Origin of the sequence: Acinetobacter sp. YH12152 (assembly GCF_013418285.1) — a bacterium.
Taxonomy (GTDB): Bacteria; Pseudomonadota; Gammaproteobacteria; order Pseudomonadales; family Moraxellaceae; genus Acinetobacter; species Acinetobacter amyesii.
In genome coordinates this window covers 16,803-37,828 of the sequence record NZ_VPCH01000029.1, presented here as the reverse complement: position 1 = coordinate 37,828, position 21,026 = coordinate 16,803, and the positions used below count along the sequence as shown (strand labels likewise).

28 protein-coding genes are annotated in these 21,026 nt (G+C 39.5%); 14 read left to right on the top strand and 14 right to left on the bottom strand.

What is annotated here, in order from left to right:
* Positions 1 to 29: 29 nt before the first annotated feature.
* On the bottom strand, positions 30 to 389 hold the full coding sequence (locus FTU83_RS10660; RefSeq protein WP_180011241.1) for a hypothetical protein: 360 nt from the start codon (positions 387 to 389) through the stop codon (positions 30 to 32).
* Positions 390 to 611: 222 nt separating this feature from the next.
* Between FTU83_RS10660 and FTU83_RS10655 the strand changes: the two genes are divergently transcribed.
* The 4 genes from FTU83_RS10655 to FTU83_RS10640 all read left to right on the top strand — a co-directional run bounded on the left by FTU83_RS10655 (position 612) and on the right by FTU83_RS10640 (position 2,374).
* Complete coding sequence (locus FTU83_RS10655; RefSeq protein ID WP_078188494.1) at positions 612 to 845, top strand: hypothetical protein; 234 nt, start codon at positions 612 to 614, stop codon at positions 843 to 845.
* 139 nt (positions 846 to 984) lie between these two features.
* Positions 985 to 1,362, top strand: a complete 378-nt coding sequence (locus FTU83_RS10650) for a DUF2750 domain-containing protein (RefSeq protein ID WP_078188495.1) — start codon at positions 985 to 987, stop codon at positions 1,360 to 1,362.
* 106 nt (positions 1,363 to 1,468) lie between these two features.
* Complete coding sequence (locus FTU83_RS10645; protein WP_078193901.1) at positions 1,469 to 1,900, top strand: CBS domain-containing protein; 432 nt, start codon at positions 1,469 to 1,471, stop codon at positions 1,898 to 1,900.
* Positions 1,901 to 2,023: 123 nt separating this feature from the next.
* Positions 2,024 to 2,374, top strand: a complete 351-nt coding sequence (locus FTU83_RS10640; protein WP_180106445.1) for a hypothetical protein — start codon at positions 2,024 to 2,026, stop codon at positions 2,372 to 2,374.
* A 9-nt stretch (positions 2,375 to 2,383) separates the two neighbouring features.
* Here the strand turns inward: FTU83_RS10640 and trpB are convergent, their stop codons facing one another.
* From trpB to FTU83_RS10585, 11 genes are all read right to left on the bottom strand, one after another.
* The gene (gene trpB / locus FTU83_RS10635) at positions 2,384 to 3,592 is read right to left on the bottom strand and encodes a tryptophan synthase subunit beta (RefSeq protein WP_180106472.1); all 1,209 of its coding nucleotides are present in this window, start codon (positions 3,590 to 3,592) and stop codon (positions 2,384 to 2,386) included.
* A 131-nt stretch (positions 3,593 to 3,723) separates the two neighbouring features.
* Positions 3,724 to 4,911, bottom strand: coding sequence for a VWA domain-containing protein (locus FTU83_RS10630; protein ID WP_180106447.1), 1,188 nt, complete (start codon positions 4,909 to 4,911; stop codon positions 3,724 to 3,726).
* Between the two features lie 203 nt (positions 4,912 to 5,114).
* Positions 5,115 to 5,420, bottom strand: coding sequence for a hypothetical protein (locus tag FTU83_RS10625; RefSeq protein ID WP_180106449.1), 306 nt, complete (start codon positions 5,418 to 5,420; stop codon positions 5,115 to 5,117).
* Entirely contained in the window at positions 5,374 to 5,547 is a 174-nt protein-coding gene (locus FTU83_RS10620; protein ID WP_180106452.1) for a hypothetical protein, read from the bottom strand. Before FTU83_RS10620 ends, FTU83_RS10625 begins: the two co-directional genes overlap by 47 nt.
* 79 nt (positions 5,548 to 5,626) lie before the next feature.
* On the bottom strand, positions 5,627 to 6,478 hold the full coding sequence (locus FTU83_RS10615; protein WP_180106454.1) for a MoxR family ATPase: 852 nt from the start codon (positions 6,476 to 6,478) through the stop codon (positions 5,627 to 5,629).
* A 21-nt stretch (positions 6,479 to 6,499) separates the two neighbouring features.
* Positions 6,500 to 6,883, bottom strand: a complete 384-nt coding sequence (locus FTU83_RS10610) for a hypothetical protein (protein WP_078193907.1) — start codon at positions 6,881 to 6,883, stop codon at positions 6,500 to 6,502.
* A gap of 21 nt (positions 6,884 to 6,904) precedes the next feature.
* Entirely contained in the window at positions 6,905 to 7,213 is a 309-nt protein-coding gene (locus FTU83_RS10605; protein ID WP_078194000.1) for a YcgL domain-containing protein, read from the bottom strand.
* A gap of 124 nt (positions 7,214 to 7,337) precedes the next feature.
* A complete protein-coding gene (locus FTU83_RS10600) occupies positions 7,338 to 8,480 on the bottom strand; it encodes an HRDC domain-containing protein (protein ID WP_180106458.1) in 1,143 nt (380 codons plus the stop codon).
* A gap of 201 nt (positions 8,481 to 8,681) precedes the next feature.
* Complete coding sequence (recR, locus tag FTU83_RS10595; RefSeq protein ID WP_168379667.1) at positions 8,682 to 9,278, bottom strand: recombination mediator RecR; 597 nt, start codon at positions 9,276 to 9,278, stop codon at positions 8,682 to 8,684.
* A 12-nt stretch (positions 9,279 to 9,290) separates the two neighbouring features.
* Positions 9,291 to 9,620 (bottom strand): YbaB/EbfC family nucleoid-associated protein, encoded by a 330-nt coding sequence (locus FTU83_RS10590; RefSeq protein WP_078188506.1) that lies wholly within the window; start codon positions 9,618 to 9,620, stop codon positions 9,291 to 9,293.
* Between the two features lie 32 nt (positions 9,621 to 9,652).
* Positions 9,653 to 10,840 (bottom strand): O-succinylhomoserine sulfhydrylase, encoded by a 1,188-nt coding sequence (locus FTU83_RS10585; RefSeq protein ID WP_180040989.1) that lies wholly within the window; start codon positions 10,838 to 10,840, stop codon positions 9,653 to 9,655.
* A gap of 142 nt (positions 10,841 to 10,982) precedes the next feature.
* On the opposite strand from FTU83_RS10585, the gene FTU83_RS10580 reads away from it, so the two are divergent.
* The 10 genes from FTU83_RS10580 to FTU83_RS10535 all read left to right on the top strand — a co-directional run bounded on the left by FTU83_RS10580 (position 10,983) and on the right by FTU83_RS10535 (position 19,067).
* Entirely contained in the window at positions 10,983 to 12,077 is a 1,095-nt protein-coding gene (locus FTU83_RS10580) for an alpha/beta fold hydrolase (RefSeq protein ID WP_180106460.1), read from the top strand.
* A gap of 22 nt (positions 12,078 to 12,099) precedes the next feature.
* Complete coding sequence (locus FTU83_RS10575) at positions 12,100 to 12,972, top strand: NAD(P)-dependent oxidoreductase (RefSeq protein ID WP_180106462.1); 873 nt, start codon at positions 12,100 to 12,102, stop codon at positions 12,970 to 12,972.
* An 88-nt stretch (positions 12,973 to 13,060) separates the two neighbouring features.
* The gene (locus tag FTU83_RS10570; RefSeq protein ID WP_078188510.1) at positions 13,061 to 13,330 is read left to right on the top strand and encodes a YARHG domain-containing protein; all 270 of its coding nucleotides are present in this window, start codon (positions 13,061 to 13,063) and stop codon (positions 13,328 to 13,330) included.
* Positions 13,331 to 13,361: 31 nt separating this feature from the next.
* The gene (locus tag FTU83_RS10565) at positions 13,362 to 13,775 is read left to right on the top strand and encodes an HIT family protein (RefSeq protein ID WP_078188511.1); all 414 of its coding nucleotides are present in this window, start codon (positions 13,362 to 13,364) and stop codon (positions 13,773 to 13,775) included.
* A gap of 310 nt (positions 13,776 to 14,085) precedes the next feature.
* Positions 14,086 to 15,192 (top strand): porin, encoded by a 1,107-nt coding sequence (locus FTU83_RS10560; protein ID WP_180106464.1) that lies wholly within the window; start codon positions 14,086 to 14,088, stop codon positions 15,190 to 15,192.
* Positions 15,193 to 15,715: 523 nt separating this feature from the next.
* Positions 15,716 to 15,907 carry a cytochrome oxidase putative small subunit CydP gene (gene cydP / locus FTU83_RS10555; RefSeq protein ID WP_078188513.1) on the top strand — a complete coding sequence of 64 codons (192 nt, stop codon included), beginning with the start codon at positions 15,716 to 15,718 and terminating at the stop codon, positions 15,905 to 15,907.
* A complete protein-coding gene (locus FTU83_RS10550; protein ID WP_180022131.1) occupies positions 15,907 to 17,493 on the top strand; it encodes a cytochrome ubiquinol oxidase subunit I in 1,587 nt (528 codons plus the stop codon). The genes cydP and FTU83_RS10550 overlap by 1 nt, the downstream gene beginning before the upstream one ends.
* The gene (gene cydB / locus FTU83_RS10545) at positions 17,490 to 18,635 is read left to right on the top strand and encodes a cytochrome d ubiquinol oxidase subunit II (protein ID WP_168378622.1); all 1,146 of its coding nucleotides are present in this window, start codon (positions 17,490 to 17,492) and stop codon (positions 18,633 to 18,635) included. The genes FTU83_RS10550 and cydB overlap by 4 nt, the downstream gene beginning before the upstream one ends.
* Before the next feature lie 24 nt (positions 18,636 to 18,659).
* Positions 18,660 to 18,761, top strand: a complete 102-nt coding sequence (gene cydX / locus FTU83_RS10540; protein WP_002120988.1) for a cytochrome bd-I oxidase subunit CydX — start codon at positions 18,660 to 18,662, stop codon at positions 18,759 to 18,761.
* Between the two features lie 3 nt (positions 18,762 to 18,764).
* On the top strand, positions 18,765 to 19,067 hold the full coding sequence (locus tag FTU83_RS10535; protein WP_078188516.1) for a cyd operon YbgE family protein: 303 nt from the start codon (positions 18,765 to 18,767) through the stop codon (positions 19,065 to 19,067).
* A 20-nt stretch (positions 19,068 to 19,087) separates the two neighbouring features.
* Here the strand turns inward: FTU83_RS10535 and FTU83_RS10530 are convergent, their stop codons facing one another.
* Together FTU83_RS10530 and rodA are read right to left on the bottom strand one after the other, a co-directional pair.
* Positions 19,088 to 19,759 carry a hypothetical protein gene (locus FTU83_RS10530; protein WP_257222583.1) on the bottom strand — a complete coding sequence of 224 codons (672 nt, stop codon included), beginning with the start codon at positions 19,757 to 19,759 and terminating at the stop codon, positions 19,088 to 19,090.
* 68 nt (positions 19,760 to 19,827) lie between these two features.
* A complete protein-coding gene (gene rodA, locus FTU83_RS10525; RefSeq protein WP_180007840.1) occupies positions 19,828 to 20,964 on the bottom strand; it encodes a rod shape-determining protein RodA in 1,137 nt (378 codons plus the stop codon).
* Between the last annotated feature and the right edge of the window lie 62 nt (positions 20,965 to 21,026).

The following is a 21,026-nucleotide window of genomic DNA, read 5'->3' as shown; positions in this document are numbered from 1 at the left end:
TGTTTCAGTCTGTGAGTTAGCTAAACAATTTACTGAATAATGGTACGTATCACCGCAAAATAAAGAATCAATGCAATAATCGCCAAAACGATAAATACTGCAAAAATACTCATTCCACCCTCTGCATGCGCAGGATGTAAATCATCATCATCGGCGATTTTGAGTAATTCACCATTGTATGCATTGTAAAATTCTAAGCGCTGTCCCTTATCTAAATCCCGTGTGAAATCATATACACGTTTGCGCTGTGCTAAACCAAAATCCCCTAAATGAATCTCCTGATGAAAAATTGCGTCATCAAGATTGCGACGATGTAGATGTGCCAATTCCACAATTTGCGCTAATGTCGGAGGATAATCTAAAGTTAAACCGTCTAAAACTTTTGTCATTTTACTTCTCCTTATTATCTACAACTTCTTATGTTAGTATTTTACTCATGAAAACAATTGTTCATTGTTTAATCATGTAAACTATAGCAAATTAGAAATATTTACGTGAATAGTTGACAATTCAAGATAATTGTAATATTAGTTTAATAATACTTAGTTATATTAGTTAATAGGGCTAAAGAATGGGCCCTTAATGATCATAATTAGAATAAGGAGTTAAATATGATTCAACAATTCTCTCAACATGAACTCGAACATGTATACGCAAATGCGGTAAACACAATTCAATCTCAAATGAACTTCAGCGATGCAGTTCACGAATTGGAAGATGCAGCTCGTGCTGGACATGGTAAAGCAGCGTTATTTTTGGCTGAACTTTATTATCAAGGCTTCCGCGTAGAACGTGACTCACTCAAAGCGCAATATTGGCAGAACATGGCCACCTTGCAAGCATAAAAAAACGTCACTAAGGTGGCGTTTTTTACACCCTTCAACTTTTAACTACATAAATTCTTACAATCCAGTTCAAAGCTTACACAGCTTTTTCATAAGAATTTCCTACAATAGGAGCAACATCAACAACACGCTGCATATGATGTCTAAATTAAAGCAATATAAACCTATTCCAAAAGATTTATTTTTCAAAATTAGTATTTTAAAAACCATGATGTACTGTGGAGTCCTTTGGGGTCTCTACCACCAACAAGGTTGGGCAATGACCAGCGATCAAGATCATATTATCTTCCCGTTTTGGCTAAATGGCATTCAAGCGCATAAATATGCCAAAAAGCATTGGCCCAACTACACTCCACGACGCATTACACCAGAAGATTTTGAGGCATCGCTATTACCGACATTAACACGCCTTAAAGTCATCCCTGCGTTGCATAGCTCTAGCCATATCCGTCTCAAGCTCACAACCTCGCAAATGCGTTTATTCTTTTTTAACCAAGATAAGATTCAAATGGCATAAAACCCTCAGTGCATGCTTGACCTCAGCATGCACTGAAAAGTATTTGCTTTTTTCAAATTTCGCGTTAATTTAAATTAAACAAAAACTACTATAAAGGAATGAAAATATGACTACAGTTGCCCAAGTACTTAAAGACAAAGCTTATCAAGAAATTTACACCATCACCCCAGATGCGACTGTACTCGAAGCCATTTCCCTGATGGCACAAAAAGGCATTGGTGCCCTCGTTGTGACCCATGAAGGCACAGTTGTTGGGATTTTGTCTGAGCGTGATTACACACGTAAAATCGCCCTGATGGAAAGAACATCTTTCGATACCTCTGTCAGCGAAATTATGACGGGTAGTGTCATCACCGTGACAAGTGCCGCGACTGTCGAAGAATGTTTAGAACTTATGACAGATCGCCATTTACGTCATTTACCTGTCGTTGAGGAACAGAAATTAACCGGCTTAATCTCCATCGGCGACCTTGTAAAAGCAGCAATGGATGATCAACGCAAACTGATCGAACAACTTCAACAATATATTTCAGGCTAAACTTAAAAATCCCCCTTAACAAGCTTTAAGGGGGAAATCTAGAAATCAAAATTCTTCATACAACTCACAATATGTAATGACACACACATTACAAATTAATTACTTTTCTCAATTTCCTTTCTTATGTTGAAACCCGTTTTAGATAAATTAGACCAACTGGATGCCATCATTTTAGAATTAGAACGCTTAATGGTTTCTATGAAAGACGATGAACTGCTGCAATACCACCAACGTACGATTAATTTGGAGATTGCTTCGTCTATCGCTGAAATTTTAGATGCAAAGGCAATTATTTATGCGCTACATCCTGAGTTAATTCCAATTACATCAAGCGTTAACCACACTATATATAAAAATTATGTCAAAAAAAATATCCCAGTTAAAAACTGGGATACTTCGAATATAGATCGGGCTATACAACTGCAAAAGATTTTTGCACCATCAACAGATGATGAGCAACTTAGTCTTTTTTAATGGCAGTAATTAATTTAAACCTAATTTTTCAGCCACATAGTCTGAGTCTTTATCGCCCCGGCCTGAAACGTTAACAACAATCTTCACATCTTTGGCAAGTTTTGATGCTTCACGAATTGCCCATGCAACCGCATGTGAACTTTCTAGTGCAGGCACAATACCTTCTACACGTGAAAGCGTCATGAATGCATCTAAACATTCTTGGTCTGTCGCTGTTGTATATTCAACACGGCCTAGGTCTTTTAACAAGCTATGTTGTGGCCCCACTCCAGGATAATCCAAACCTGATGCAATTGAATGCACTGGTAATGGCTCACCCTGTTCATCTTCAAGGACATAACATGCCATACCATGAATTTGACTTGGTTTACCCAATGTCAACGTCGCAGAGTGCATATTGGTATCTAAACCATGGCCTGCAGGCTCCACACCCACAAGTTTTACATCTGTATCATTGAGGAATGCTGTAAATGCACCAACGGCATTTGAACCACCACCCACGCATGCAACCACATAGTCAGGATTTGCACCAAATCGATCATTGGCTTGAACTTTAATTTCATCACCAATAATTGACTGGAAGTCACGGACCATTTTCGGGAATGGATGTGGGCCAACCACTGAACCAATCGCATAAATAAAATTGGTTGGATCTTTTAAATATTCTTCAAAAGCGCTATCTACTGCATCTTTGAGCGTAGCTGTACCACGTGTAACAGAGATCAGGTTGGCACCTAAAATCTTCATTTTCACCACGTTTGGATGTTCTTTTTCAATATCCACTTGCCCCATGTGAATTTCACATGGAATGCCCACTAAGGCACAAGCCGTTGCCAATGCTACACCATGCTGACCTGCGCCGGTTTCAGCAATCACTTTGGTTTTACCCATGTATTTTGCTAACAAAGCTTCGCCAAGGCAGTGGTTAATTTTATGCGCACCGGTATGGTTGAGGTCTTCACGCTTTAGGTAGATTTGTGCGCCACCTAATTTGTCAGACAAGCGCTTTGCATAAAACAATGGACTAGGACGTCCAACATAGTGTGCAAACAACTCTTTCAATTCATTTTGAAATTCTTCTGTATGATGAATTTGCTCATAAGCAACATTAATGTCATCCATTGCCTGTTTTAAATCTGGTGGAATGAACTGCCCACCGTATTCACCGAAGAAACCTTCTTCATTAGGTAATGCGATACCATTAATTTGATGATCCATCATATTTCCTTCATGTTGTATGCAAAACAAAGACTTTTAAATACTATCCAATTTTGAAAATAAGAAACAATGCAAAATTGGAGTAAGTAATATAAACATCATTGATAAGAAAAAGTAGCGTTTTTAACGCTTTAGCGCGCTAAATATTTCGTCATATCTTCCACACCTTTTAGGGTCATCGGGAACATATGATCTTCAAAGATTTGTTTAATCGCAGCTATGGTTTGGGTGTAATGCCAATAACTTTCTTCTTCAGGGTTTAGCCACGCTGTTTTATCAAAATGATTGCGTAAGCGCTGTAACCACACCTGACCCGCTTCATCATTCATATATTCCACAGATCCACCTGCCGAGTTCAACTCATATGGTGCCATACTCGCATCACCGACAACGATGACACGGTAATCTCGACCATAGGTGTTGAATAGATCCCATGTATTCATACGCGTGCTTGAACGGCGAATATTGTCTTTCCATACATAATCATATAAACAGTTATGAAAATAGAAATACTCTAAAGTTTTAAATTCCGTTTTTGCAGCGGTAAAGAGCTTCTCACATTGGGCAATATGTGAATCCATCGAGCCCCCAACATCAAACAGCATCAATACTTTAATGCGGTTACGTCGTTCAGGAACCAACTGCACATCCAAAATACCCTGTTTGGCAGTTTCACGAATAGTTCCATCGATATCTAGCTCTTCTGCTGCACCTTGACGGGCGAATTTACGCAAACGACGCAAAGCCATCTGCATCTGACGACTTCCGAGAATCTGCTCATCATCTAGGTTTCGGTATTGTCGTTGTTCCCACACTTTCACCGCAGATCGTTTTCGACCAGGCCCACCGATACGCACACCTTCAGGATGGTCACCATAGGCACCAAATGGCGAAGTACCACCCGTACCGATCATTCGATTACCACCCTGATGCTTTTTATGCTGCTCACGCAAACGCTCTTCGAGCATTTTCATCAGTTCTTCTAATGAACCAGCTTTTTTTAATTCTTCTCGTTGTTCTGGTGTTAGATGTTTTTCGATGAGCTCAAGGTCAAACCAATCCTTTGGCAGTTTATGTACCTGATTTAGTAGCTCGTCTAAATCAAAGGTGGCAATACCGTCAAAATAGTCCTTCATGGCACGGTCGAACTTATCAAAGTAACGTTCATCTTTAACCATGACGGTTTTTGCAAGCTGATAAAATTCATTTTTATCTGCAAAGACCAGCCCTGCTGCCACTGCTTGGTTCAAGTCAATCAATTCACGGGTTGAAACTGGAACACCATATTTTCGAAGGGTATAAAACAATCGCACAAACATAGGCGAATAAAATCCAATAAAAATTAAATATTAAGAGGTCAAATCCAGTGTGAATGCATGTGATCTTGTTATTTCATCTGCAACTGAGTCTTGCCTTTACGCATACCATTATGAAAAATTGATCTCTACAAGTAAAGCCAAAAGCTTTTACTGCGTGTTCATATACGTTGCCCTACTACCCAAAGAAACACATACAGCATGATTTATTCGCAAGTCGCATTTCTATTGTTAAGCGATTGTTTAAGAGTTTCATATTTGTGCTGAACTTTGAGGCGATCTTGCTGCAACTTTTGAATAGATACGATTTTATAAAAACCTTGATGGTTTCTATAGCGGTTAAAATCGCTTAGGTTCAAGATCACAAAATCATAGTATTTCAGCTCAAGTACAGTTGCAGCACAGGCCTTTTGCTGAATGGCCGTTTGAGCTGCAAGATGATCTGATTGATCAATTAGCTTTTCTTTACGCCCAATACGCATCTTGGAGTAGCTGTTGATGCTGCTGTTCAAACTGAGCATCATCCATTGCATAGCTAAAACTAGAAAAATAAAAACTCGCAACCAACAAGAGTGCTGCCGACTTAAACCTCCTAGGTACAGCTATGTGTACACGAGATACGTATGCACTTGTCTGCATAATTCACCTTTATATTTTTTAATGCTCAAAATAAAAGCCGGATAACCGGCTTTTAAATCTTTTATAGAATTGATATCAATTAACGACGTGACATAAATGCTAGACGTTCAAGTAATTGCACATCTTGTTCGTTCTTAATCAAGGCACCATAAAGCGGTGGAATTGATTTCGATTTATCTGTGTTGCGTAAAATATCTTCTGGCATATCATCCGCCATCAGCAAACTCAACCAATCAATCAACTCAGAAGTTGAAGGCGGCTTCTTTAAACCCGGAACTTGACGTAATTTAAAGAAGATTTGTAGTGCTTCAGAAACCAAGGTATTTGAAATATTTTCAAAATGAACATCAATGATTTCACGCATGGTTGCTTCGTCAGGGAACTCAATATAATGGAAGAAACAACGACGCAAAAAGGCATCTGGAAGTTCTTTTTCATTATTTGAAGTAATGATCACGATTGGACGTTGTGTTGCCGTAATCGTTTCACCTGTCTCGTACACAAAGAATGACATTTTATCGAGTTCGTGTAGCAAATCATTAGGGAATTCGATATCTGCTTTATCAATTTCATCGATTAAAAGTACACAACGTTCTTCACTAGTGAATGCTTCCCAAAGTTTACCTGGCTTAATATAGTTTTTGATGTCATAAACACGGTCATCGCCCAACTGACTATCACGCAGACGAGATACGGCGTCGTACTCGTACAAACCTTGTTGAGCCTTGGTCGTCGATTTAATATGCCAAGTAATGAGCTTAAGGCCTAAACTTTCAGCCACTTGTTCGGCTAAAAGTGTTTTACCTGTCCCCGGCTCACCTTTAACCAAAAGTGGCTTTTGCAATGAACGTGCAGCTTTTACTGCAAGTTTTATGCTATCGGTCGCAATATATTGATCTGTACCAGTAAATTGTTGAGTTTCAACAGACATGACATAACCTTATTTTTTTATTTAAAGCGGTGAAATTTTCTTGTTTACAACGTGCTGTGGTTTCGCTGCATTGTATTTTGTCCAAAAATAGCCGAGGACTAAACCAATACCCACCACAAAGAGAATCAGCGATAGATTCAACCAAACCAATGGCTGATCTTTTGTTAATACACCAAAAATCAAACCAAAAATCGCAGGTGCGATTGCTGCATTTGAACCTTCAGAAACGGTTGGTGTTAATAAAATAGCAAATACGATAAGCCAACCAATGGCACCGATCGTTTTGGGTAAGCGCTTCATCAGCCCATACCAACACAACAAAGCAATTACAGCCCCACCTAAGTAAACCGTAATTGCAATACTGCTTTCAGGAATTGAGTCCAATACCGATACTACACCATTCATTTTCACAACTCCTGAATTAACTTAAGCGCCGCGCAAGCCTTCTGGCTCAACTGCATTTGGGTCAATTAAACCTTCTGGAGGCATCTGAATAAAGAATCCTTTTGTTTCAATAGAATCTATGACGTGTAATACGTTCACACGTGCAAGTTTGCGTGATTCACTGAGTTCTAGATCCATGACAAATGTGGCACGACCAAATGCTGTACGTAAAGCATCAGGCATTACTGCAAGTGGATCTGTCACTTCAGTTTCGTTTTCATTAACTTCAGGACGAGCAATATAAAGATACATTTCATCTTTTTTGCTCGATTTGTAGATAGAACAGTACATAATTGAATCAATACTCATTAAACGCAAGGCAAAGGATACATCAAAAAAAAGACTGATACATTAGTGTTTATTAACGCATCAGTCGTGAATTTGTATAAGTGATAGTTCTTTAATCAATCAGAACTTATTCCAACACTTTCATTTGACCAGAAAGATAACTTTCATCGGCATGCAGCACTTCAATTAAAGGCTTCGTCAGCAAATCATAGCGCCAGCCCAACAAATAGCTCGGTAAATCCTGTTCATCATTATGAAATACCACATGCTGATACAAGGCATTTAACCATTTTTTGCGCATTAAAACTTCTTTAGGCACAGAGGTTTCTTGTACTGCACGCTGAATAACGGTATCGACGCGCGAACCAATATCCTGAGACGAATGACGAATTGGACGTGCCATACGCAGCGGCCATTCAGCTTGCTCAGGTAAAAACTTCAACAAATCTAAAAAAATTTTACCATGCTCACGCACAATGTTCGGACGAATGTCTTTCACTGCACTCAATTGAAAATTATTTTTTGGATTTTTTTCTACCATATCAATGATGGTTGAGTTTTTAAGAATAAAGCTACGTGGCTGATTTAAGGCTTTCACCATTTGCTCACGCCAAACGGCCAATTGCTGAATTTGCATGAGCTGACGACGTGAATGTCGATAATTACCAATATCGTGATACAGCATATGGATCGGCGTTTCAGTGCCAATTTCATAAGTTAAATTTTTGCAGTCCTCAAGCACACAATTTAATAAACTTTTCGCAGCCAATTCATTCTGAATCGTATGGCTTAAATTCATTAAATAATGTACATCATTCGCTGCATAGTTCAATTGCTCGGCACTGAGTGGACGAGCCAACCAATCTGAACGTGTCTGATCTTTATCAATATCGACATCGAGCATAGTTTTTAAGGCATTTTGATAGCTGACTTGTAAGCCATGCCCTAAAAATGACATCCCAACTTGTGTATCAAAGACATTTTCTAAAGACTTATGCTGTGCATAGTGATAAATCAGGTCGATATCTTCACTACAAGCATGAAAAATGTTTTGCTGAGCCGCAAATAATTTTTGCCAGAATTGGCTTAAATCGAGGGTTGTACCATCAAGTAAATACACCTGATTTTGTACATTAATTTGGAAAAGTCCAAGTTTGGGCCACAGGGTATCTACTTTTATAAACTCGGTGTCGAGTCCGTAAATCGAGCTTTGGTCCATAAGATTTAAAACGCAATTTAAATCTGGCTGATTTTGAATGAATTGATACATAAGTTGCTGAGTCTAATTTTAGATGCTCTATGAGCTTATATTAACTGATATATATTATTTATCTATAAGGAAAAACGTTATTTTAGTGACTTATTTCTTTTATTTGGCTTTTTTATTCATTATAAACAAAAACTTTAATCGTTATTAAGTATAAATAATTAGATGAATTTTATACAAAGCGAAACGAGTTTCGCTCTATAGTTATTTCATTCGCATTCGGTTATGCACGGCCTGACTTAAGGTATGGCTATCCACATATTCAAGCTCACCACCCTGTGGTACACCCTGTGCAATACGGGTCATTTGTATTGGTAAATGCTTGGTCGCTTCAACCAAATAATGTGCTGTCGCTTGACCTTCAACCGTTGCATTGGTCGCCAAGATCACTTCCTGCACTTTACCATCACTTAGTCGTTGAATTAAATATGGAATACCAATTTCGTCGGGGCCAATACCATCGAGTGGTGACAAATGTCCACCCAATACATGATATTTCCCTCTAAAACTGCCACTTTGCTCGATTGCCATGACATCTGCTGGAGATTCAACCACGCAAAGCAGTTGATCATCACGCTCTGAAGAGATGCAAATATTGCATACTTCATCTTCAGTCAATGAATGGCAAATGGAACATTCATGAATATAGTTGGTTGCTTCAGTCAATGCATATGCCAAACCAACAGCGCCTTCCCTATTTTTCATGATTAAGTGCAGTGCCATACGTTGAGCCGACTTTGGCCCAACGCTTGGCAAAATACGCAATGCCTGTACAAGTTGATCAAAACGATCACTAAACATTCAACGTATTCCTTAGAATAAACCTGAAAGACCTGGTGGAAGACCCATACCAGAGTTTGCAGATTTCAGTTTTTCTTCTGAAATCACTTCAGCTTGACGTGAAGCATCATTCATTGCCGCTGCAATTAAGTCTTCAATCATATCTGCATCATCTTGAAGTAGTTCAGGATTGATTTCGATACGTTTCACTACATGACGTGCAGTCATAGTAACTTTAACCAGACCACCACCTGCTTCAGCGTGAACTTCAACTTGTGCAAGCTCTTCCTTGGCTTTTTTAATGTTGCTCTCAACTTCTTTTTGCATGCGTTGAGCTTGCTGCATGAGCATATTAATGTTCATAAAAATCTCCGAACAAAACTGATGAATTCACTTTAGATAAGATCTAAACCGCGTGAAAGATCGCGAATAATATCATTAATATCTTCTAAACCAACAGATACACGAATTAAACCTTCGCTAATCCCTGCTGCTTTTTTCGCTTCTGCTGACATTCTGCCATGAGAAGTCGTTGCAGGATGAGTAATTGTTGATTTTACATCACCCAAGTTACTTGTAATAGAAAGGAACTTGGTATTATCAATCACTGTCCAAGCGCCTTCACGTTCGCCTTTCGCAACAAACGATACAACTCCGCCAAAGCCTTTTTGTTGCTTTTTCGCCAACTCATGACCTTCATGATTTGGAAGTCCCGCATAGTACACTTTTTCAACTTTCGGGTGTGCATCTAACCATTCAGCTAAAGTTTGAGCACTTGCACAGTGGGCTTTCATACGTAAGCTTAAAGTTTCTAGGCCTTTCAGGAAGATCCATGCATTGAATGGGCTCATCGAGTTACCCAGTGTACGAATAACACCTGTAATCTCTTCCATCAATTTTGCACTACCTACAACAGCACCACCGAGCGCACGACCTTGACCATCAATATATTTTGTTGATGAATAGATCACGAGGTCCGCACCAAATTTAATCGGTTGCTGTAACACTGGTGTACAGAAGGTATTATCGACTGCAAATAATGCCCCATGCGCATGTGCAATATCAGCAATGGCTTGTAAATCACCTACTTGAGCTAATGGGTTTGACGGTGTTTCAATAAACAATAGGCGTGTAGTTGGACGAATCGCTTGTTTCCAAGCATCTAAATCTTCCAAATCAACAAAAGTAACGTCAACACCAAATTTGATGACATATTTTTCAAACAGAGAAATGATCGAACCAAAGACAGCACGTGAACACACCACATGATCGCCAGCTTTCAAATACGCCAAAGTGATCGCGTGTACGCCCGCCATACCTGAACTTGTCGCAACCGCGGCTTCAGCACCATCCAAAACAGCTAAACGTTTTTCGAAAGCTTGTACAGTTGGGTTGGTATAACGTGAATAGGTATTGCCTTCAATTTGACCTGAAAATTTTGCTGCGGCATCTGCTGCACTTTCACAAACAAATGATGAAGTCAGGAAAATTGGCTCGCTATGTTCACCCTCAAAAGTACGAGTATGACCTGTACGAATCGCTAAAGTCTCTAATTGGTATTCGATGTCGTCTTGTTGGCTCATCTGTATTACTCAGTCGCGAAGAACTGCCTTTGTGAAGAATTGCCAATATTTTGAGCGTCTAAGCTATTTAAGGTCAAGGTAAAATACGAAATTATCGCTTAGACTTCGACCAATCCTACAAGGACTTAGGCAATTGACAGTTATGCATCCTTTCAAACAGAAATTTCTGGCGCAGCAAAAGAAAATTAAACACTTGTCTACACGTGTGTTTAATGCAAAATCGCTGGTCCTTTCTCAATCGACACCCTATGAAGTAATTACTGAATATAAACATGCAAAAGTTCGGTATTACGCTTCGCCTGATCGTAAATATAAAGAACCCTTAGTGTTTGTTGCTCCACTGGCCATCAATATGGCGATTTATGATTTGTATCCATATCGCTCATTGGTTAAACATTTTCAACACAGTGGCTTTGATGTCTATTTGCTGGAATGGGGAAAATTAAACTATCAAGATCGTTTCTTAAATTTTCTATCGTTTATTGATGATGTGATTCCACATTGTATTGATCAAATTTGTGAGCATGCAGATAGTCAATACATCTCGCTACACGGTTGGAGCATGGCTGGAGTCTTTGTCACGCTGTATACCGCATTACATCAACCTGAACATGTTAAAAATCTCATGGTGATGGGCGCACCAATTGATAGCTATGCCTCAGGTCGTATCGGAAAGTTATTTCAAAAAACCAATCGCTTGCTTTCACGTAGTAAGAATTTACAAGATACTGTTTACACTGGGAAAATTCCTAAACATTTTATCCATACACCGGGCGTGCTTAATGCGATTGGATTTAAAATCGTCGATCCAATTGGTTGGTTCAAAAGCCAAAAGCAATTTTTATCTAACTTAGATAATCTGCATGACCTGTATGAACATGCAACCATGGGCGATTTTCTCAATCACATGATTGACTATCCGGGTGGCATTAACCAAGACATGGTGTTCAATGTTTGGCTACAAAATCCGCTTAAAAACGGCATTATTCAATTGAAAGATAAAGTTATTCAATTAAAAAATATCCACTGTTCATTGTTGATTGGCGCGGGTTCTACCGATCAAATTGTTACGGCAGATGCAGCAAGTCCTTTAGGCGAATTGACAAGTAGTCAAGATGTCACGTTTACTCTCATTCCCGGTGGTCACCTCGGCCTGATGTCGAGTCAAAAAAGTGCCAATCAATTTTGGCCAACTTTGACCCAGTGGCTTACACAAAGATCCAGTTTATTGAAATAAAAATTTAGAGGGTAAAGTAAAGATGATTCAGTCAGTTGCATTTATTGGATTGGGCGCAATGGGTTACCGTATGGCAGCACACCTACCAAAACAGTTCGACACGGTTTATGTCTGGAATCGAAACTTTACCAAGGCAGAACAACATGCTGCTGAATTTGGTACGCAAGCGGTTGCTATAGAGCAAGCAGTACAAGCGGACATTATTTTTTCTTGCCTACCCATCAGCCAAGATGTTGAAAATTTAATTGCGAGTGTAACGCTGAAATCAGGCTCGATTTGGGTCGACTGTACCAGCGGTGTACCCGAATCTGCAAAAAAACTCGCTGCTGCCTTAAAGCAGCAAAATGTTGCATTCTTAGATGCCCCTGTGAGTGGACAAACCATTGGCGCTGAAACGGGAACATTAACCGTCATGATTGGTGGTGACAAAGTAGCCTTTGAACGTGCATTACCTGCGATCCAAACATTTGGCAAACTGATTAAACATGTAGGTGAACCGGGTGCGGGTTTTGCCGTCAAAGCTGTAAACAACATGTTAATGGCTGTAAATCTTTGTGCAGTTGCTGAAGGATTCACCACCTTAAAAGCGCATGGCGTGGACTTACATGAAGCACTCGATTGTATTAATGCGTCGAGCGGTAAAAGTAATGTGACTGAAACAGTTTTACCGCAGCGCGTACTGAATCGTAGCTTCCCATTAACCTTTGCACTTCCATTACTTGCAAAAGATACGGGAATTGCTGTTGATCTGGTGCGACAAGCAAAACTTTCAGCACCGGTGCTCTCTTTGACGCAAAATTTAATCCAAGCAGCAAGCGATCAAGCTGAAGAAAACAGTGATTTTTCAAGCGCTATGATTATGTATGAAAAATGGAGTAAAATTACAATTGAGTAATAACTCGCCATTGAATAACGATAAATAACCATCATATTGTACTCTAGTGTCATAACACACATTGTTACAAATGACAGAGGAAACTCGCATGAACAAATTTACCCTCGCAACTTTGCTAGGTGCTGTAACTTTAATCGGGGCTTCTACTGCTGTTTTAGCATCTGAGCAAGAATGCCAAAAGTTGAAAAATGACCATGATGTGATTTATGCATCGAAAGGTTTCTGCTTTAAAGATCCTGACGCTAAAGCGAAGTTTGGCAATGACAATTGCTACACAACTAAGCCTAAATTTTCAGAAAAAGAGCAACAACGACTTGACGCGATCAAAGATCGTCAGAAAGAATTGAACTGTAAATAATTACGATTCAATTCGCTCAAGGAATTTAGCAATGACTTATGATGATCAAAATATTTTTGCTCGGATTTTACGTGGAGAACTTCCTGCGTTTAAAGTCTATGAAGATGATCAAGTACTCGCTTTTATGGATGTCATGCCACAGGCCGAAGGTCATACGCTCGTAATTCCTAAAACCCCTGCTATTACACTGCTTGATTTAGATCCAGAAGCGGCTGCTTATACTATTCAGGTTGCTCAAAAAGTTGCGAAAGCAATGGAAAAAGCCTTAGACGTGAAAGGTATCGTATTGATGCAGTTGTCTGGCGCTGCTGCGGGTCAAACTGTTCCGCATGTACATTTCCACCTAATACCGACTTCAGTGCATGAATTAGGTAAACATGCCGCACAAATGGGCGATATGGAAAAAATCAAAGCCATTGGCGAAAAAATCAAAGCAGCACTTTAAGTTCAATTGAGTTTAAAGTGATGATCAATGGAGCTTCGGCTCCATTTTTTATGTCTCGAATATTATCCCAAGAACTTTTAGCTGCAAAATTTACTGTTCAATACAACTCTAAGCATTTAATAAATATTGCTTTTTATAAGTATAAAAGTAATTTAAACCAAAAGTCACCTTTCACCGTTTTGAAATATTTCCTTAATAGAACTGTCTTATTTGTAATGAATACTTAGCGCCATTAGATAGCGAAATTACTTCTAGCCAAGCTACTGATAAAACATATTGATATGACTGGAAAAGTCTTCTGGAGCTTCAAATGAAAAAAACTCTATGTGCATTAGCAATCGGGGCAACAATTCTTACACCAATGATGGCATCTGCTGCAGATGTAAAAATTTATGGCCGTGCACATGTCTCTCTTGACTATCTAGATGATGGTAAAGATTACAACGAAGTTGGTCTTTCTTCTAACGCTTCACGCTTAGGCTTCAAAGTAGATCAAAAAATTAATGATGACCTCAACGTATTCGCTCAAATTGAGCAAGAAGTAAACTTTGCAAGCGGTAGCCAAGACAGCAAAGGCGTAGATTTTTCAACACGTGATACATTTGTTGGCTTAAAAAGCGGTACTTATGGTCAAGCACGTGTAGGTCGCTTCGATAGCCCATTCAAAGTTGCACGTGGTCCAGTTAACTTCTTCGGTGATATGGTCGGTGACGTACGTAACGTAACTCGCGTAGGCAACTTAAAATTTGATGAACGTAACGAAAACACCATCGAATATAAATCACCAAAATTTGGTGGCGGCTTTAACGTCCTCGCTGCAATATCTATGCACTCAGGCACCAATATCGGACGTGTTGATGCTACCACCACTCCTCCTGCAGAAGGTGTAAAAGAGGGCAAAGACGACAACAAAGCTTATGACTTAGCTTTAACCTACAAAGAAGGTCCGATCGACTTTGCTGCGGCATATGAAAAATATGACGAAAATGCTGCAAATGCTGCTGGCAGTGCAGGCCGCGATGCCTTCCGTATTGCAGGTGCATACAAACTCACCGAAGCATTTAACTTAGGTGCGTTATATCAAATTGCAAAACACGATAATGATACGGCAAACCCAGATGCTCAAGTCTTTGGTGTAGCTGGCGAATACAAAGTAACACCTAAAACTTCTGTACGCGGTGAATATTTCTACCGTGATGTAGATGCAGATGACGCAAATGCAAGCTTAGTTGGTGTAGGTGTCGAACACAAATTGGACAGCACCCTACGGGTATACGGCAACTTAGCAACTGTAATTAACGACAAAAATTCAAAACTTAATCCTTGGAAAGAAGGTCGTAGCTTCGGTAACGGTATCTCAGGTATCGGTGATGAAAATGCAACTGCACTTTCTCTTGGTCTACGTTACGACTTCTAAGCTGCAATATCTCCCCCAAAAGACATACTCCGGTATGTCTTTTTTTTACTCAAATAAAATGTCTCAGAACTAAAATAAGCTAATTTCATCATTTATCAGTGGTTTATAAAAACAATTAAAAAAACTAGACACGCCTATTCAATATCATCCGTATAACGATCGTTTACTAGCACCACATCAACAACGGATTTATTTAGCTAAACTTAAAAATAATAAATACAAATCTTATTCATTCAATAAAGATTCTCATTATTAACAATATAACTTTTAGTAAATATAGTAAATTAGTCAGAATTTAAATTAGATACATAAGCAATTTAGTCGGGTTTAAAAAGTTTAAATATAAGTATTTTAGTCAGGTATTTAAATAACAGAATTAGTTTATTTTTAAATCATTAAAACGATTAAGTTATTGTATTAAAACACTTTAATAATATATTTTTATTTTAACTGTTCAACCTATTTGCTTTTTGTGTATATTTGTTAATAATATAGTACAAGTTTAAAGAATAGGCTTATCTCCATGAGCTTAAAATTCAAAGATTTAAATCGTCGTGTGGTCAGAGAAATAACCGCAATACTAATAATTAAAGTGATTATTTTAATGATCATTAAGAACATCTGGTTCGACGCCCCTACCATCCCTAAAAACTTTGACAATCAAGTTGCCGAGCATATTGCTGGCAGTCCTTCCCAAATCAAGGAGACACGTTGATGATTTCTGAAAGCGTGGTCGATCTTTCGCGGTTCCAATTTGCAATGACCGCGATGTATCACTTTATTTTTGTTCCGCTGACTTTAGGTCTGGCTTTTATTCTTGCCATTATGGAAACCACCTATGTGATTTCTGGCAAAGAAATTTATAAAGACATGACTAAATTCTGGGGAAAACTCTTCGGTATTAACTTCGCATTAGGTGTTACTACTGGTTTGACCATGGAGTTTCAGTTCGGTACTAACTGGGCGTATTACTCGCACTATGTCGGTGATATTTTCGGTGCACCATTAGCCATTGAAGGTCTGATGGCATTCTTCCTTGAATCAACATTTATTGGTTTATTCTTCTTCGGCTGGGATCGCCTATCCAAAGTTCAGCATTTGGCTGTCACTTGGTTAGTTGCGCTTGGCTCGAACATGTCTGCACTATGGATTTTAGTGGCCAATGGTTGGATGCAAAACCCTGTTGGTTCTGCTTTTAACTATGAAACCATGCGTATGGAAATGGTGGACTTCGGTGCATTGATTTTCAACCCTGTGGCTCAGGTTAAATTCGTACATACCGTATCTGCAGGTTATGTGACTGGTGCTATTTTCGTACTGGCAATTTCAAGTTACTACTTATTGAAAAAGCGTGACTTGCCATTTGCGCGTCGTTCATTCGCTATCGCTGCTATCTTTGGTTTAGCTTCTACACTTTCAGTGATCTTACTAGGTGATGAATCTGGTTATGAAATTGGTGATGTACAAAAAACTAAACTTGCTGCAATTGAAGCTGAATGGGACACTCACCCAGCTCCAGCGCCATTCACTTTGTTTGGTATTCCAAATAAAGAAACCATGTCTACTGACTACGCGATCAAAATTCCTTATGTCATGGGGATTATTGCAACACGTTCAACTGACAAAGAAGTGATAGGTATTAAAGACCTGATCGTACAACACGAAGCGCGTATTCGTAACGGTATGGTGGCTTACTCACAGTTAGAACAACTTCGTGCAGGCGATACGTCTCCTGAACTTAAAGCAGCATTTGCTGAGTCTCAAAAAGACTTGGGTTATGGTCTGCTTCTGAAAAAATACACAGACAAAGTGGTCGATGCTTCTGATGATCAAATCAAAGCTGCTGCAAAAGACACTATTCCACATGTTCCAAGCTTGTTCTGGGCATTCCGTGCAATGGTTGCTTCTGGTTTCTTAATGCTCCTTCTGTTCGTACTTGCTACCTTTGCTGTCGGTAAACGTAATGCAGAAAACAAACCTTGGTTATTAAAGTTTGCTTTATTTGCCCTGCCATTACCTTGGATTGCAGCACAAACAGGTTGGTATGTTGCCGAAGTTGGTCGTCAACCTTGGACTATCGGTGAAGTTCTACCTACACATCTTTCAGCTTCTAGCTTAAGTACAGGTGATGTATGGGGTTCTATCCTTGCATTGGCAGCGTTCTACACTGTACTGCTGATCATTGAAATGTACTTAATGATTAAATTCTCACGCCTTGGCCCAAGTTCTCTACATACTGGTAAATACCACTTCGAGAAACTTGAAGCTGCAAAAAAGGCAAATGAGGAGGCTCAAGCATGATCGAATATGAATTACTCAAAATCATTTGGTGGGTTTTAGTCGGTGTCCTACTGATCGGCTTCGCCCTCACCGATGGCTTCGATATGGGCTCAATGGCGATCATGCCATTCGTAGGTAAAAAAGACGAAGAACGTCGTGCGGCAATCAATACGATTGCCCCACACTGGGACGGTAACCAAGTATGGTTTATTACTGCCGGTGGTGCACTGTTTGCAGCATGGCCAATGGTATATGCAACTGCATTCTCAGGCATGTATTGGGCGCTGTTACTGGTACTCTTCGCTCTCTTCTTACGTCCAGTCGGTTTTGACTACCGTTCTAAACTTGAAAATACCAAGTGGCGTAATTCTTGGGACTGGGGTTTAGCAATTGGTGGTGCCGTTCCTGCCCTCGTATTTGGTGTTGCGTTTGGTAATATGTTCCTTGGTGTTCCATTCACTATGGACGAAACTGTTCGCTCGACTTATACAGGGAGCTTCTTTGCACTGCTTAACCCATTCGCTTTAGTTTGCGGTATCGTGAGTTTATCTATGCTTTGCGCTCACGGTGGTGCATGGCTCATGCTTCGTACAGACGGCGATCTACGCGCACGCTCTGCAAAAGCAACTCAGCTTATGGGTATCGTATTCTTAGTTTGCTTCTTACTGGCAGGCGCATGGTTATACTTCGGTAATATCCAAGGCTACACATTAGCTCAACCGTTTGACACTAATGGCGTTGCAAACCCATTAGCTAAAGAAGTGATCACCAATGCCAACCCAGGTTGGATGAACAATTACAGTACTTATCCAATTACTATGATTGCGCCAATCATGGCTATTTTAGGTGCGCTGATCATCATCCTTGCCGCAGGTAAAGGTAAAGCAGGTTTCAGCTTCCTTGGTTCAAGCTTGGCAGTCATTGGTGCAATCTTAACTGCTGGTTTTGCATTGTTCCCTTTCCTTATGCCATCGAGCATCAACCCAACTGTAAGTTTGACTATGTGGGATGCGGTATCAAGTAAAAATACCCTAACTGTGATGACAGTTGCAGCATGTATTTTTGTCCCACTTATCCTGTGCTACACAACTTGGTGTTACTACAAGATGTGGGGTGTAGTCACTAACAAACATATTGAAGAGAATTCACACAGCCTATACTAAGGCTGTGTCTAAGGAGAAAAGACGATGTGGTATTTTGCTTGGATTCTCGGTATTTTGATGGCATGTTTTGCAGGTGTACTTAGTGCGCTTTACATCGAACATCATCAAGATCTAGATGAGGAATAACAAATGACTGATGCTGCTGTAGAAAAATCACTTGTAGAAAAGAAGCCAAATAAATTTGCAATGGTCATTTCCTGCCTGTTAGCTTTTCCTTTGGCAGCCGTGTTACTTGTACATCCTGCTGCCATGCTGGATGACAATGGTGGATATAGCCATCGAGCGCTGATGTTCATCATGATAGGTATTTCAGGTGGTTTTGTGCATGGTGTGGGTTTTACACCACACCATTGGTTCTGGAAATGGCTTTTTAGCCCCTTCCTCGCTTGGCCACTCATGTTATGGGGCTACTACACATGGTTCCTACATTAATTAATATCTAAATAAAGCCCTCACTTGAGGGCTTTATTATATTTACGATCAATTTCGGCTTTTTTTTCTGCTGTAATATCGTCTTGCATTTGAAAACAGCCTCTAAATTTTTCATGGATATGATGAATATATTTTTCTTTAGCGGCATGCCTTAGCAAAATTTGAGCTGCCATTATGATAAATCCATTGACTTGCTTCACTATTATTATGCGCTGAGCATCCGCCAACCCAGCTTTTCGCTGAATTAATGAGTTTCGACCAGTATGCACAATCGAATGCAAATGCTTTAACGAATAGAACTTAAACTCTTTAAACATTTCAACAATATGCTTAATTTCTACAACATTTTCTAACTTTGTAATCATTTCAGCTACGGTAGGAATTTTCACATTCTGAAGCAACTCTTCTTCTCGTTGAATTTCAAATTTCTGAATTTCTATATTAGAGGCAACCATTAGTAACCAATATGCCCTCACCACAGCTTCAAATTGAATTCGAAATAATGCGAGTGCAGATATATCTTGGCGTGATTCTAAAAGTTGTAAAATGGCTTCACCATGCTCCATGGATAATTCACAACATTCATAGACTAAATCAAGTCGCTGCACGCCACCAATAAATGCTGAATGACTTAACTCGTTATATAGCTCATCCAACATCGATTCAGAATCACGAAAAATATCTATCAACATCAGCTTCCATTTTTTAAATGCCAAAATTTTAAATATAAAAAAAGCCGGATTAATTCCAGCTTTAAAATTTAACGATGCGTATGAATCGACATCACAATCCCCATACCTGCAAGCATGGATATGACTGCCGTCCCCCCATAACTCATCAAAGGTAATGGATCGCCTGTTACAGGCAAAATCCCACTAACCATACCTGAGTTCAAAAATACAAAGAAGAAGAAAGTTAAGCCCATCGCCCCTGCATAAAGTCGTCCAAAATTATGGAAAGAATTTAGTCCAATAATCAGACAGCGAACAATAATTGCTGTAAACAAACTAAATAAAAGGAAAACACCAATAAAGCCAAATTCTTCTGCATAGGTCGACATAATAAAGTCAGTATGATGCTCTGGAAGATAACCCAAGTGCGACTGTGTCCCTTCGGTATAACCCTTACCCATTAAACCACCTGAACCAATGGCAATTTTAGACTGAATAATATTCCAACCTGCACCAAGCGCGTCAGACTCCGGGTCAAATAACGTCAGTACACGTTTTTTCTGATATTCCTGCAAAAAGAACATCCAGAGTACAGGTGCTGCAATCGCAAAGGCTGTTAAAGCACCTGCAATCAAACGCCAAGACATACCACTTAAAAATAAAACAAAAATACCCGGAATAATCAAACCAATATTCAAGTCGGGCTGTAAAGCGACCAATGCAAATGGAATCAATAATAAAATTAATGCCCCGACGATTTGTAAAAATTTCGGTGGAAATGGTTTTCGCGCAAAATACCACGCCATCATCAGTGGCATGGCAAATTTCATAAACTCACTCGGCTGCATACTGCCGATACCCGGCAAGCTAATCCAGCGTTTCGCCCCCATCCTTTTTTCACCAATAACCAAAACCAACAACAGTAAAAATATACCGATGGCATATAAGTACGGACTCATAGATTGGTAAACTTTGGGTGGAATTTGCGCGCAGATCAGCATCACAATAAAGCCCACGCCAAAACTTGTGGCTTGACGCAGCACCATTCCCGAGTCTTCTGCGGTCGCACTATAGACAACCATCAGCCCCAATATTGCATTGAGTACCAAGAAGCAAAGTAACCACGGGTCTAAATGAAGTTTAGCCCATCGAGAAGAATCGTGTTTTATACTGCGGCCATCGCGTAATGACTGACGTAAAAAACGATACTGTTGAGAAGGGATCATTGCGAAACAGATCTAAAAAGGATGCGGGAATTATAGATTAAAGCGACAGTAAAAATCACTTT

Bases quoted from the DNA above. Each gene is read 5' to 3' on its own strand.
- cydX (WP_002120988.1), top strand. From the start codon at position 18,660: ATGTGGTATTTTGCTTGGATTCTCGGTATTTTGATGGCATGTTTTGCA.
- FTU83_RS10560 (WP_180106464.1), top strand. From the start codon at position 14,086: ATGAAAAAAACTCTATGTGCATTAGCAATCGGGGCAACAATTCTTACA.
- FTU83_RS10575 (WP_180106462.1), top strand. From the start codon at position 12,100: ATGATTCAGTCAGTTGCATTTATTGGATTGGGCGCAATGGGTTACCGT.
- FTU83_RS10565 (WP_078188511.1), top strand. From the start codon at position 13,362: ATGACTTATGATGATCAAAATATTTTTGCTCGGATTTTACGTGGAGAA.
- rodA (WP_180007840.1), bottom strand. From the start codon at position 20,964: ATGATCCCTTCTCAACAGTATCGTTTTTTACGTCAGTCATTACGCGAT.
- FTU83_RS10630 (WP_180106447.1), bottom strand. From the start codon at position 4,911: ATGTTTGTGCGATTGTTTTATACCCTTCGAAAATATGGTGTTCCAGTT.
- FTU83_RS10620 (WP_180106452.1), bottom strand. From the start codon at position 5,547: ATGCAGACAAGTGCATACGTATCTCGTGTACACATAGCTGTACCTAGG.
- FTU83_RS10655 (WP_078188494.1), top strand. From the start codon at position 612: ATGATTCAACAATTCTCTCAACATGAACTCGAACATGTATACGCAAAT.
- FTU83_RS10570 (WP_078188510.1), top strand. From the start codon at position 13,061: ATGAACAAATTTACCCTCGCAACTTTGCTAGGTGCTGTAACTTTAATC.
- FTU83_RS10615 (WP_180106454.1), bottom strand. From the start codon at position 6,478: ATGTCTGTTGAAACTCAACAATTTACTGGTACAGATCAATATATTGCG.
- FTU83_RS10605 (WP_078194000.1), bottom strand. From the start codon at position 7,213: ATGTACTGTTCTATCTACAAATCGAGCAAAAAAGATGAAATGTATCTT.
- recR (WP_168379667.1), bottom strand. From the start codon at position 9,278: ATGTTTAGTGATCGTTTTGATCAACTTGTACAGGCATTGCGTATTTTG.
- FTU83_RS10585 (WP_180040989.1), bottom strand. From the start codon at position 10,840: ATGAGCCAACAAGACGACATCGAATACCAATTAGAGACTTTAGCGATT.
- cydB (WP_168378622.1), top strand. From the start codon at position 17,490: ATGATCGAATATGAATTACTCAAAATCATTTGGTGGGTTTTAGTCGGT.
- FTU83_RS10530 (WP_257222583.1), bottom strand. From the start codon at position 19,759: ATGTTGATAGATATTTTTCGTGATTCTGAATCGATGTTGGATGAGCTA.
- FTU83_RS10535 (WP_078188516.1), top strand. From the start codon at position 18,765: ATGACTGATGCTGCTGTAGAAAAATCACTTGTAGAAAAGAAGCCAAAT.
- cydP (WP_078188513.1), top strand. From the start codon at position 15,716: ATGAGCTTAAAATTCAAAGATTTAAATCGTCGTGTGGTCAGAGAAATA.
- FTU83_RS10640 (WP_180106445.1), top strand. From the start codon at position 2,024: ATGTTGAAACCCGTTTTAGATAAATTAGACCAACTGGATGCCATCATT.
- FTU83_RS10650 (WP_078188495.1), top strand. From the start codon at position 985: ATGTCTAAATTAAAGCAATATAAACCTATTCCAAAAGATTTATTTTTC.
- trpB (WP_180106472.1), bottom strand. From the start codon at position 3,592: ATGGATCATCAAATTAATGGTATCGCATTACCTAATGAAGAAGGTTTC.
- FTU83_RS10610 (WP_078193907.1), bottom strand. From the start codon at position 6,883: ATGAATGGTGTAGTATCGGTATTGGACTCAATTCCTGAAAGCAGTATT.
- FTU83_RS10645 (WP_078193901.1), top strand. From the start codon at position 1,469: ATGACTACAGTTGCCCAAGTACTTAAAGACAAAGCTTATCAAGAAATT.
- FTU83_RS10590 (WP_078188506.1), bottom strand. From the start codon at position 9,620: ATGAACATTAATATGCTCATGCAGCAAGCTCAACGCATGCAAAAAGAA.
- FTU83_RS10660 (WP_180011241.1), bottom strand. From the start codon at position 389: ATGACAAAAGTTTTAGACGGTTTAACTTTAGATTATCCTCCGACATTA.
- FTU83_RS10550 (WP_180022131.1), top strand. From the start codon at position 15,907: ATGATTTCTGAAAGCGTGGTCGATCTTTCGCGGTTCCAATTTGCAATG.
- FTU83_RS10580 (WP_180106460.1), top strand. From the start codon at position 10,983: ATGCATCCTTTCAAACAGAAATTTCTGGCGCAGCAAAAGAAAATTAAA.
- FTU83_RS10600 (WP_180106458.1), bottom strand. From the start codon at position 8,480: ATGTATCAATTCATTCAAAATCAGCCAGATTTAAATTGCGTTTTAAAT.